Genomic DNA, 12,795 nt, shown 5'->3' on the forward strand with positions numbered 1-12,795 from the left:
GACTATGGAATATGTAATTGGAGTTGATTTGGGTACAAGCGGCACAAAAACCGTTTTGTTTTCAGCTGATGGGCAACCGGTTGCTTCAAAAACTATAGAATATCCTCTCTATCAGCCTCAGAATGGCTGGGCAGAGCAGGAGCCGCTTGACTGGTGGAATGCTGCTTACAAGAGCATGAAAGAAGTCATTGTAAAAAGCGGAATTAATCCACATGACATTAAGGGTATTGGTATTTCCGGTCAGATGCATGGTCTTGTTATGCTTGATAAGGCTGGAAACGTACTTCGCCGTTCAATTATCTGGTGTGACCAGCGTACCGCTGCTGAATGCGAGGAAATCACTGCAAAAGTTGGAGCTTCACGCCTGATTGAACTTACTGCTAACCCTGCTTTGACAGGCTTTACAGCAAGTAAGATTTTGTGGGTTCGTAATCATGAGCCTGAAGTTTATGCAAAATGCGCTCACATCCTTCTTCCAAAAGACTATGTCCGCTATATGCTTACAGGCGAATTCGCTACAGAAGTAAGTGATGCAAGCGGTATGCAGCTTCTTGATGTTCCAAACCGCTGCTGGTCTGACGAAGTTCTTTCTAAACTTGGAATTGATAAGTCACTTTTGGCAAAAGTATATGAATCTCCTGACGTAACAGGAAAAGTATCTAAACAGGCTGCTGAACTTTGTGGCGTACCTGAGGGAACTCCTGTTGTTGGTGGCGCTGGAGATAACGCTGCCGCTGCCGTTGGAACTGGTACTGTTCAGGACGGAATTGCCTTTACAACTCTTGGTACAAGTGGTGTAGTTTTTGCCCACACAGATAAGCTGTCAATTGACCCTAAAGGCCGCGTACATACCTTCTGCTGCGCCGTTCCAGGTGCATGGCATGTAATGGGTGTAACACAGGCTGCAGGTCTTTCTCTTAAATGGTTCCGCGATAATTTCTGTGATGCAGAAATGGTAACTGCAAAGGGAATGGGAAAAGATCCTTATTATCTTATGGATAAACAGGCAGAGGCTATCCCAATCGGAGCAGAACGTCTTTTGTATCTTCCATATCTGATGGGTGAAAGAACTCCTCATCTTGATCCTGACTGCCGCGGAGCCTTCATCGGTCTTTCTGCAATGCACACAAGACAGCACATGCTTCGTGCCGTAATGGAAGGTGTTGTTTACAGCCAGCGTGATTCTGTTGAAGTTCTTCGCGGAATGGGCGTAAAAATCAATGATATGCTTGCCTGCGGTGGTGGCGGAACAAGTCCTCTCTGGCGTCAGATGCTTGCTGATGTTTACGGCTGTCCTGTAAAGACTGTAGTAAGTAAAGAAGGCCCGGCACTTGGTGTTGCAATTTTGGCTGCTGTTGGAACAGGTATTTATTCGTCTGTTCAGGAAGCCTGCAAGCAGGTTATCAAGACAAATCCTGCTCAGAATCCTATTGTAGAAAACTCTAAGGAATACGAAAAATTCTACAAGATGTACACAGAGCTTTATCCTGCTTTGAAAGAAAGCTACGGTAAGCTTGCACATCTGTAAGTTTATAAAAGGAAAAATATATCAAAAAAAGGGGCGTGCGTTTTTGCACATCCGCAGTTTTCTGCGGATGTGCAGACTTGTACGTGTAAAATTGTAAAAAACGAGGAAACTATGAAAATTAAAAGTGTTTTTTCAAAATCTTTTGAAAAATATGGAAAGATTTTGAAAGGTTATGATGTTGCAGACCTGTTAAAAAAACTTGAAGAAGCTACTCCATGTCCTACTGATGCAACTGTTTACAAACCTGGTGAACCAGCCCTTGAAAAGCTTGCTATCATGCAGGAATTTTCAGACGGTGCTTACGGCGGAATGCCGATTCAGATCGGCTACTGCAACGGCTATAATACAAAACTCAACTGCCTTGAATATCACCGAGGTTCGGAATTGAATATTCCTACAAGTGATATTATTCTGCTTGTGGCAACTGTTTCTGATATTGAAAATGGAAAATTAAACACAAAGAAGGTTCAGGCTTTCCGTGCCCCTGCAGGTACTGTCGTTCAGGTTTATGAAACAACCTTGCATTACGCTCCTTGCTGTAACGTTGACGGAAAAGGAAAGGTAAGTGAAGGTTTCCGTGTTGTAATTGTTCTGCCAAAAGACACTAACACTGCAAAACCTGAAATTAAAGAGCGTGATTTTGAAGATAAGCTTTTGTGGGCAAGAAACAAGTGGCTTTTGGCTCATCCTTCTTCATCAGAAGCTGGACAGGGCGCTTATGTTGGTTTGACCGGCAAAAATATTGACTTAGCAAAATAGAAACTGTAATAGTTTAAATAAGAGGTGAAAAACTATGGCAAAATTTGAAAACATCCCAGACGTAAAATTGGGAATTATCGCTGTAAGCCGAGACTGCTTTGTAATCTCGCTTTCAGAAAAAAGACGTGCTGCTATCGTTAAAGCATTCGCTGGAAAAGGTGAACTTTACGAAGCAAAAACAACAGTAGAAAACGAAAAGGATATGCTAAAGGCTGTTGAAGAGGTTAAGAAGGCCGGCTGTAACGCACTGGTTGTATTCCTTGGAAACTTTGGTCCTGAAACTCCGGAAACTCAGATTGCTCAGAACTTTGACGGTCCTTGTATGTTCGTCGCAGCTGCAGAAGAAACACAGAACGACTTGATCAACGGTCGTGGAGATGCTTATTGTGGTATGCTCAACTGTTCATACAACCTCAGCCTCCGCAAGATTCCTGCAATCATACCTGAATATCCTGTAGGAACTGCAGAAGACATCGTTAAGATGATTGAAGAATTCATTCCAGTTGCCCGCACAATCATCGGTCTTAAGAACCTTAAAATCATCACATTCGGACCACGTCCTCAGGACTTCTTCGCATGTAACGCACCAATCAAAGGACTTTATGACATTGGTGTTGAAATCCAGGAAAACTCAGAGCTTGACCTGCTCGTAGAATACCGCAAACACAAGGATGACAAGCGCATTGACGAAGTTGTAAAAGACATGGCAGCTGAACTTGGAACAGAAGGAAACCAGTTCCCTGATATGCTTCCACGTATGGCTCAGTTTGAACTTACTCTCCTTGACTGGATTGAAGCAAACAAGGGAAGTAAAAAATACGTTGTACTGGCAGACAAGTGCTGGCCTGCATTCCCTAAAGAGTTCGGATTTGAGCCTTGCTATGTAAACAGCCGCCTTGCAAGCCGTGGTATTCCAGTAGCATGTGAAGTAGATATCTTCGGTGCTCTTTCTGAATACATCGGAACTTGTGTAACTGGAGCTCCAGTAACATTGCTCGACATCAACAACTCTGTTCCACAGGATATGTACGACCAGAGCATTAAGGGCAAGTTCAAGTATCCATATACATTGCAGGATACCTTCATGGCATTCCACTGTGGAAACACACCATTCTGCTGCCTCTCTCCAAAATCAAAGCCAGCTGTTAAGTTTCAGCTTATCCAGAACCGTTTGCTTGAAAACGGCGGAAAACCTGACTTTACACGTGGTACTCTTGAAGGAGACATCAAAGACGGAGACATCACATTCTTCCGTTTGCAGACTACTCCAGATACAAAACTCCAGGCATACATTGCACAGGGTGAAATCCTTCCTGTTGCAACACGCTCATTCGGTGGTATCGGTGTATTCGCAATTCCAGAAATGGGACGTTTCTACCGCCACGTATTGATCAGCAAGCACTATCCACACCACGGTGCTGTTGCATTCGGTCACGTTGGAAAAGCTTTGTATACAATCTTCCAGTATTTGAACATTGCAGACATTGCTTACAACCAGCCTAAGGGAACTCTCTACAAAGACGAGAACCCATTTGCATAGTAAGGTGAACGTGCAAACTCCGCTTTATGCGGAGTTTGGTAAGCACACGTAGTGTGCGACAGTTTGGTAGCACGCGACAGCGTGCGACAAAAAAATCCGTTTGCTTAATAAGTAAATGTTCACACTCTGCTACAGGCGGAGTGTGGTACGCATAAAAACCTCCCTATTTTGGCAGCTACCGGTATCCTCCTAGAAAAAAATTGCCGGTGGCTGCCTTTTTTTTATTCAGGCTTTTATTCTGTGGAGTGTTCTTTGTTTCTGAAATTATAAAGGCGGAATTTTTTAGGGGTAAGGCCGGTGAGTTTTTTGAAGGTAGCGATAAAGTGGCTTTCGCTTGAGAAGTTCAGGAAGTTTGAGATTTCGGAAGTGGAATATTCAGTAAAAATCAGAAGATTTTTTGCGGCATCAATTCGTTTTGCAATAATGTAATCAGTAATACTTGTTCCGGTTTCCTTATGAAAAAGGCGGGAAAGATAAGTTTCGCTAAGTCCTGCCGCCTCTGAAATGTCCAGAAGATAGATTTTATTGTGAAGATTATCGTAAATGTAATCTATTGCAAGCTGGACTGGTTTTGAATAGCGGTTTGCAGGACGGACTTTCTGCATTCTGCGTACATAGGCTTCGCAAAGTTCCTTGTGAATCTGGTGAACGCCTTCTTCTGAATTACAGGTATCAATTTTTCTGATGTAAATATCACTCAGATTATAGGCACTTTCCATTTCAAGGCCGCCTTCAATGCAGTAACGCGTGATGAAGGCGACTGTAATTATCAGATGATATTTTAGGTTTCGAAGGGGATTTTCACTAAGCTTGCCAAAGCCTTCAATACAGAGTGGAGTAAAAAGTCTGTGCATTTCCTCCATATCTCCGTTGCGGATACTCTGATAGAAAGCCATTTCCTTATCATAAGGAATGTGGTTGAGAGAGTATTCGCGGTTATAGAATTCGGTTTTGGCAAGTTCGTCTCTAATTCCCATTTCTTATTTACCATAAGATTTTTTGATTGCAGCATTAATTTCAGGGAAGTACCAGCTGAGAGCTTTTCTGTTAAAGTAGCCGTGGCATTCACCTGAATCAATGTCTCCTCCACCTGCAACTGTTACGTTGTTATCCCAGAGAATTACAGCAATTTTAGCATCAGAAGCCTTTTTGTAATAGCACTTTGTCCATTTTACTCGTTCAGCGGTATTTTTTTTGTCAGAAGCACTTGTTTCGCCCATTACAACGCCAATACCCTTGCTTGTATATTTTTCTGACAGCATATTGAAAAGATAGTTGATAGAACCTTCAACTTCGCTTGTAAAGGTGTTATCGCTTCCCTTATTCATACAGAAGTTATATGGATCGTAGGCGTGAGTAGAAAGAATGAGTTTGTCATTTGCACTGTCTTTTGGAAGGGTATAATAATCAAGAAAGTGAGGAGAGGCAGCATATTCAGGGCACATAACAAAGCGGTTTGCGTTTTCTGAACCTGAAGCACGGATTGTATCAAGACATTTCTGCTCGTAGACTGTAATCAGGTCATTCCATTCTTTTGCATCTGATGGCTGAGAAAAGCCCCATTCATTTGATTCACCAATTCTTCTAGGTTCGTTCATTACTTCAAAAACAAGGCGTGAATCATATTTTTTGAAAGTTTCTGAAACCTGTGTCCAGACTGAAGTAAGATACTGAATTGATTTTGCCTGAAGTTCTGAATCAAGGGAAAGACAGAAACCTGCAATTCCCTTTTTCATCTGTGCTTCTGTAAGGTTATCGTGATGAATGTTCAGAATTACATAAAGTCCTGAATCCAAAGCCCAGTCTGTAATTTCCTTTACGCGAGCCATCCATTTTTCATCAATTTTGTAATTTGAATCAACATGGTTGTGCCAGCTTACAGGAAGGCGGATAGTTGAAAAGCCTGCTTTTTTGATTGCTTCAATCATTTCTTTTGTTGTTTTTGGCATGCCCCAGCTTGTTTCTGTTTCAAGTCCTGCATGGCCGTCTACAAATGCATCAAGAGTATTACCAAGATTCCAGCCTGTTGCCAGGGTAAAAGCGGCATTTACGCTTGAAACTGACGAACCGAATTTCTTAGCTCCACCTGCAGTGCCGGACCCGCCTTCAGCAGAAAATGCGCAGGAAAACATAGAAAAAAAGAGCCCCATAGCTGCGCAGGAACGAAAAACCTTGTACTTCATAAAATACCTCTTAAAATTAATTTAAAATAAAAAAAGTCCTGAAATAATTCTAACATCATTTCAGGACTAAAAGTAGTTTTTTTTATTTAACTTCTTCTACGACGATATCGCTGACAGTTACTTTGTGGGCAGAATTAATCTGCTTTCCGTCAACTGCACCCATAGAAATTGTAAAGATTACAGCAGAATCTGTGCTGCTGGTCATTGTGAAGGTATGTTCAAAAGTTTTGAATTCGTTTGAAAGATTCATTTTTATTGTTCCAGAGTAAGGCATCCAGTTGTCGTCTTTTGAACCGTCACGCTGCAAAGCCCACATGATTGTTCTGTTTGTATCAGCTTTAGCCTTAAGGCTTACATGGTATTTCTTTCCTTTTTCAAGAAGAACATTAACCTGCTTAAGCTGAATCATCCAGTCCATGTTTCCTGTCTTGTTGATAGAAACCTGAGCTTCTTTTGTGCCGTTTTCTTCTATAATATCAACATTACATTCAGAGTTCTGATGTGCGTAAAGCTCCCATGCTGCCATTCCGTTCTTAAAATCGCCGTTCAAAAGACAGCAGTTTTCTTTGAGGGAAACATTATCTACATAAACACTTGTATCGCTGTTTGCAAGATTGAAATTGAGAGAGAATTTTGCAGATACATCAGGCTTTACAAGATATTCATAGTGCTGTTTTTTAGCAGAAAGTGAAGAAGTTTCGTTAAGGCCTGCAAGCTGAACTCCAATCTTACAGTTTTTAGAAGCATATGCATCATAGCTGAGGATAAACTGTTTGCCGGCAGGAAGACTTAAATCATCCTGACTTACAGTAACATCGTTGAGGTTAGATGCACCTGCAGGAGTTGTAACCATAAGTTCGCGGCGGCCGTTGTCGTTTGTAACTTTTACATCAGCCTTGATTTTGCTGTTTGATTTCCAGTGGGCAAGGCGGCCTTTTCCTTCCTGGAACTGTCCGTTGTGGATGTAGTTTCCGTCTGGGAGAATGTTCAAACCTTCTTCTGCAAGATTAATTTCGCCTGTTTTTTCAAGACGAATATTTGAAATGTGAACCGGAGCAAGAGAATTAAGATTTCCAAGGTTGAATTCGATACGAGCTGCTGCGTCTGTTGCATCAAGCATTGTGAATTCAAAAGAGTAGTTCTTTTTGTCTTTAGAAAGGGTAATTGTTGCATCCGGGCAGTAGCGGATCCAGCCGTTATTTGGGGCTGAAATACAGGTAATGATTTTTCTTTCGCTGTCTGCTGAAGCATCGAAAGAATAGCGGTATTTATTTCCCTTAACGAGGGCAATTTTACTCTGAACTACCTGAATTGCATGTGCTACAGGGCCGTCTTTTACAGGAGTAATGTCGAGTTTATCACCTTTTACAGAAAGTTTTCCGTCTCCGCCCTGGAATTTAAGGAATTCCCAGTTAGTTTCGTCAGTGCGGACAAGGTTTCCTGTGCTATCGGTTTTTACTGCTGCTGCTGAAAGTACTGGCTTTTCAACATCATCATTGTATTCTTTTTTCTGATAAACCTTTACGTAATCAACCAGCATCTGAGCCTTTTCATCAAAGCTTGTTGTTTCGTCTGGATATCCTGGCCAGTCTCCGCCAACTGCAAGATTTAAAATGATGTAGAAAGGCTGATCAAAAGGGGCAGGGAAGGTTACATCATCAAAGCCCGGGCGTCTGGTATACCAGTCGTTTACGGTGTAGTAATTTACTCCGTCGCAGTAGAAACGGATTTCTCCAGGTTCCCATTCAACTGCCGCAATGTGGAAGTTATCTGTAAAATTCTTATCTGGAGTGAAGGTGCCCTGCTGCTGGTTATGAGGTTCACCATAGTGGATTGTTCCGTACATTGTAGAAGGATCGTGTCCAAGAATTTCCATAATGTCAATTTCGCCGCATTTTGGCCACTGACCGTAAAAGCTTTCGTCTTCCGGCATCATCCAGAAGGCAGGAAGATAGCCCTGGCCTGCAGGCATTTTGATTTTTGCTTCAATGCGTCCGTATGTAAAACTGTGCTTTCCCTGTGTGTTTACTCGTCCTGAAGTATAGGAAAAAGAACCGTCCTTATTTTTTGTCTTAATCGGCTGAATTACAAGACAGCCGTCTTTTACGTAAGTATTTTTTGTTGACGGACCGTAAGACTGAAGTTCGTTGTTTACCCAGCCCGGCTGGTGAGTTTCATAGTTCCAGCTTTTTGTATCAAGTTTTTTACCGTCAAAGTTTTCCTGCCATACAAGGTCTGCCTCTGTGTATTTTGAGGGCGTGCCCTGAGCAGAAAGATTTGCGAAAAGTGCGCTTGCGATAAGTGCAAGTGCCGCCGTTGTTTTTGTGATTTTCATTAAAATGACCTCCCTTGGGGTTATATTATTAATTTTTTAGACAAAGAAAGTGCATCCATTATTTATGGATGCACTTATCTGTTATATAAATTGAATTATTTATTCTTCTACAGTTTCAAATGGATTTTTCCAGAGGTATTCACCATCAGCAAGGAATGCGTAGCTTTCACCATCTTCCTGAAGTGCAAAAATAATTGCATCTTTTTTTGCTTCATTAGTAATTGTTGCTTTCTTTACCTGAAGAACAATATTTGTTCCCTGAGCAATTTCTCCTGTAAGACCAAGTCTGAAACGTTTATCTGTTTTGGCATAAGCAGGTGAAGCATACTGATTTGGCTCAAGAATGATACTGTCTTCTTTTACTGTAATTGCATCTGCATCTCCAACTTTTACACTCATTTCAAAGTCTTTGATTTCAATTTTCAAGCCGTCAGCATCCTGAGAACCGTCATTGTCTGTCTGTAATAACAATCCTACGATTGAGGCATCTGAAATTGTTTTGTTAACTGGGACTGTAAATGTTTTGTATGTTACTGTTTCTCCATCATCACTTTCATTAAGACCTTTGCCATTTTTTTGTGTTACAAGAGAAGATTTGAATGCATTTGCTGAAAGTTCGTTGTAATAACCATTTTCACCTGCGGTTGGAGCACAATCAATCAGACCTACAACAATACTGCTCATATCAACAATATCTGCACCTTCACCAGCAATCTGAGCTGCCTTTAATTCTACAGTCAGAGTATCACCTGAAGTAATTGCGTTATTAATTGGCAATTTAACTTTGTACTGTTTTTGATTAGAAGGTGTTTCAGCACTTTGATAAGAATAACTGTCATCAAATGATGAATATGGATCAAGTTCAAAACTAATTCTTGAAGGCATTGAAATTGAATTACCATTCAATTTTACTTCTAATTCTGTATTTCCAAGTGAAATTTGTTCGTTTGCACCTGGTTTTGATCTGTTATATTGAATGATAAGATTTACATCTGAGTCATTTACTGAGTTCTGTGTTGCTTTAAAAGTAATGAGTTCTCCACTGTAAATGTCGCTGCCAAAATTTTCTTCTACACCTGAACCGTTGCTACATGAAGAAAGGCCTGCGAGCAAAGCTGCTGCAACGAGTCCTGTTAAAATTGATTTTACGTTTTTTTTCATTTTTATCCTCTTGGTTTTTAGGTTCGCAAAATGGGGAAAACTGCGCGCTTGTTTTCGGCTCCTGCGTTTTTACAGTTTTATTTTCTGTCCGCTTTTTGGATAAAAATATAAAAATTAAGATATAAATATCATAGTTTTGTCAAAAACTGAAATATAAAAAAAAATTAGCAAGAAAATTATATAAGTCGTAGAAAATTGATATTTCTATAATGCCTTCTGTTTTATAAATAAAGTATGAGAAAATTTGCAGGCTTTGAAAAAGGAATTAATTTGGGCGGCTGGATTTCCCAGTGCAGCGAGTATACAAAAGAGCATTACGACAGCTTTATCTGCGAAAATGATTTGAAAATCATAAAGAGCTGGGGCTGTGATCACGTACGTCTTCCGGTTGATTACAATGTTTTTATGAATGACAAGGGAGATTTCCTGGACGAAGGTTTTTCCTATATAGATAACTGTATCTGCTGGGCAAAGAAGAATGATTTGAAAGTTGTTCTTGACCTCCATAAAACTGCCGGTTATATGTTTGATACAAATGCGGTTCCGAATCCGGATGCTTTTTTTAAGGATAAGACCCTTCAGAATACTTTTGTAAGAATTTGGGAAACTTTTGCAACCCGATATGGAGAATATTCTGATCTTGTTGCCTTTGAACTTTTGAATGAAATTGTAAATCCTGAATTTGAAAAGGAATGGAACCAGATTGCGACCCGTGCCTTTAAGGCAGTTCGTGCAATTGCGCCGGAAAGCTGGATTGTCGTAGGTGGTGTTGATTACAACAGTGTTTCTGCCGTTCCTGGAATTGAAATTCCTTTTGATGCAAAAACAGTTCTGACTTTCCACTGTTATGAGCCTCTTGTTTTTACTCATCAGAAAGCACCATGGGTTGTAGATATGCCTTCTGATTTTGAGGTTTCATATCCGGGAACTTCCATTGAATACATCCGCGAAAAAAGCCGCCTGATTCCTCAGGCTTGCCACGGGGCAATTTTTGCAAAAAACATGGATAAGCTTAAGATAGATGATTCTTTCTTTACAACTCTTTTTGCTCCTGCGCTTGAAAAGGCTGAAAAGCTAGACCTTCCTCTTTACTGCGGTGAGTATGGAGTAATTGACCGTGCCCCTGCTGAAGATTCCGGTCGCTGGTATAAGGATATTCACAAGGCGCTGGAAGCTCACGGAATTGGACGAGCTCTCTGGTCTTATAAAGAAATGGATTTTGGCATTACGGGCCAACACTATGCTGAAATTCGTCAGGCTGTGCTTGCTTAAAGGGGCGTTGCGGGGTGTCCCCGCAGAGAGGGTAGCGTAAGACTGCGAAGCAGGCTGAAGCGAGGGGGAGGCTTCCCCCTTTCTAAAATATTCAATTTCCTATATTCTATACTCATGGCTAAGACTTTTGATGCCCGATAATCGAAAATCCGTTAAAAAATGAGCCGAAAGGGTCATTTTAGGATTATCGATAAAAGGGTACCGAACAAGCTGTGCTTGTGAGTCATAAATTTTTAGATAGGATGTATAAGATGGCAAAGACCTTTGATGACAAGAAGATTATATACACTATGGATCGTGTTACTCGCAGCTACGGAACTAAGGTTGTTCTGAAGGATGTGAGTATTTCATATTACTACGGCGCAAAAATCGGCGTAATCGGTGCGAACGGTTCGGGTAAATCTTCGCTTTTTAAGATTCTTGCCGGCGTTGATAAGGATTTTGCGGGAGAAACTACTCTGGCTCCCGGATACACAATCGGATACCTGGAACAGGAGCCTTATCTTGAGCCTGGTAAAACCGTAATGGAAGTTGTAAGAGAGGGTGTAAAGGAAATTACTGACCTTCTTGAAGAATTTGATAAAATTGGTGAAGCTTACGGCGACCCTGATGCTGATTTTGATAAGCTTGCGGCCCGCCAGGCTGAGGTTCAGGAAAAGCTTGATATGCTTGATGCCTGGAATCTTGATAACAATCTTGAACTTGCCATGGACGCTTTGCGCTGTCCACCAGGAGATCAGGTTGTAGACGTGCTTTCCGGAGGTGAACGCCGCCGTGTTGCTTTGTGTCGTTTGCTTCTTCAGAAGCCTGATATTCTTCTTTTGGACGAACCTACAAACCATCTTGATGCAGAAACTGTTGCCTGGCTTGAAAAACACCTTCATGACTACCCGGGAACTGTAATTGCCATTACCCATGACCGCTACTTCCTTGATGAAGTTGCCGGCTGGATTCTGGAACTTGACCGCGGAGAAGGTTATCCTTTCAAAGGAAACTACTCTAGCTGGCTTGAACAGAAAAATCAGCGTCTTGCCCTTGAAAATAAAAATGAATCTGCCCGCCAGAAGGAAATCCAGCGCGAGCTTGAATGGATTCACATGGGGGCAAAAGGCCGTCAGGCAAAACATAAGGAACATATTACCCGCTATAACGAGCTTATGGCTCAGGAAAGCAAAAAACAGCTTAAGGATACACAGATTTCTATTCCGGCCGGTCCTCGTCTGGGCGGTCAGGTAATTGATTTTGAAGGTGTTTCTAAATCATTTGGCGATAAACTTTTGTTCGAAAAGCTTGACCTTCATATTCCTGCAGGTGCTATTGTTGGTATTGTTGGTCCTAACGGTGCCGGTAAAACAACTCTCTTCAAGATGATTGCTGATGCAGCTGGTCTTCCTGGCGGAGAAAAACCTGATGCCGGAACTATTAAAGTTGGACAGACTGTAAAACTTGTTTACGTTGATCAGATGCGTACTGGTCTTGATGAAAATAAGACTGTTTACGAAACTTTGGGCGGCGGCGGAGACCTTGTAAAGCTTGGTGCCGTTGATGAAAAAGGACGTGCTCTTGAAGGCGGTGTCCGCGAAGTTAATGCCCATGCTTACTGCGGCTGGTTCAACTTTGCAGGCCCTGATCAGAATAAAAAAGTAAGCGTACTTTCCGGTGGTGAAAAGAACCGTTTGAACCTTGGTATGATGCTCAAAGAGAGCGGAAACGTGCTCCTGTTCGACGAACCTACAAACGACCTTGATGTTCAGACTGTTCGTGCGCTCGAAGAAGCTCTTGAAGACTTTGCCGGCTGTGCAATGGTAGTAAGCCATGACCGCTGGTTCCTCGACCGCATTTGTACTCATATTCTTGCTTTTGAAAACAATTCAGAAGTCCGCTTCTTTGAAGGCAACTGGTCTGAATACGCTGCATGGAAGAAGGAACAGTTTGGCGAAGATGCCGGCGTTCCTAAGCGCGTGCAGTATCGTAAGTTGAGTAGATAAACTTCCTAAAAAAAATACAGCTCCCGGTC

At 41.7% G+C, this 12,795-nt stretch carries 9 protein-coding genes; 5 read left to right on the forward strand and 4 right to left on the reverse strand.

The window, feature by feature from the left end:
- Positions 1-4 precede the first annotated feature (4 nt).
- The 3 genes from xylB to MSI_RS04480 all read left to right on the forward strand — a co-directional run bounded on the left by xylB (position 5) and on the right by MSI_RS04480 (position 3,827).
- The gene (gene xylB, locus MSI_RS04470) at positions 5-1,528 is read left to right on the forward strand and encodes a xylulokinase (protein WP_009104134.1); all 1,524 of its coding nucleotides are present in this window, start codon (positions 5-7) and stop codon (positions 1,526-1,528) included.
- Between the two features lie 111 nt (positions 1,529-1,639).
- The gene (locus tag MSI_RS04475; protein ID WP_009104135.1) at positions 1,640-2,287 is read left to right on the forward strand and encodes a DUF4867 family protein; all 648 of its coding nucleotides are present in this window, start codon (positions 1,640-1,642) and stop codon (positions 2,285-2,287) included.
- 34 nt (positions 2,288-2,321) lie between these two features.
- Positions 2,322-3,827 (forward strand): L-fucose/L-arabinose isomerase family protein, encoded by a 1,506-nt coding sequence (locus tag MSI_RS04480; protein WP_009104137.1) that lies wholly within the window; start codon positions 2,322-2,324, stop codon positions 3,825-3,827.
- 233 nt (positions 3,828-4,060) lie between these two features.
- Here MSI_RS04480 and MSI_RS04485 read toward each other — a convergent pair whose 3' ends face one another.
- From MSI_RS04485 to MSI_RS04500, 4 genes are all read right to left on the reverse strand, one after another.
- Complete coding sequence (locus MSI_RS04485; protein WP_009104138.1) at positions 4,061-4,804, reverse strand: AraC family transcriptional regulator; 744 nt, start codon at positions 4,802-4,804, stop codon at positions 4,061-4,063.
- Between the two features lie 3 nt (positions 4,805-4,807).
- Positions 4,808-6,010, reverse strand: coding sequence for a glycoside hydrolase family 5 protein (locus tag MSI_RS04490; RefSeq protein ID WP_009104139.1), 1,203 nt, complete (start codon positions 6,008-6,010; stop codon positions 4,808-4,810).
- Between the two features lie 82 nt (positions 6,011-6,092).
- Positions 6,093-8,345 (reverse strand): carbohydrate binding domain-containing protein, encoded by a 2,253-nt coding sequence (locus MSI_RS04495; protein WP_009104140.1) that lies wholly within the window; start codon positions 8,343-8,345, stop codon positions 6,093-6,095.
- Between the two features lie 99 nt (positions 8,346-8,444).
- Positions 8,445-9,506 (reverse strand): hypothetical protein, encoded by a 1,062-nt coding sequence (locus MSI_RS04500; protein ID WP_009104141.1) that lies wholly within the window; start codon positions 9,504-9,506, stop codon positions 8,445-8,447.
- Between the two features lie 234 nt (positions 9,507-9,740).
- Here MSI_RS04500 and MSI_RS04505 point away from each other — a divergent pair, with 234 nt between their 5' ends.
- Positions 9,741-10,778 carry a glycoside hydrolase family 5 protein gene (locus MSI_RS04505; RefSeq protein WP_009104142.1) on the forward strand — a complete coding sequence of 346 codons (1,038 nt, stop codon included), beginning with the start codon at positions 9,741-9,743 and terminating at the stop codon, positions 10,776-10,778.
- Between the two features lie 251 nt (positions 10,779-11,029).
- Positions 11,030-12,766 carry an energy-dependent translational throttle protein EttA gene (ettA, locus tag MSI_RS04510; RefSeq protein WP_009104143.1) on the forward strand — a complete coding sequence of 579 codons (1,737 nt, stop codon included), beginning with the start codon at positions 11,030-11,032 and terminating at the stop codon, positions 12,764-12,766.
- The last annotated feature ends 29 nt before the right edge of the window (positions 12,767-12,795 follow it).

This window comes from Treponema sp. JC4, from assembly GCF_000260795.1.
Classification (GTDB): Bacteria; Spirochaetota; Spirochaetia; order Treponematales; family Treponemataceae; genus Treponema_D.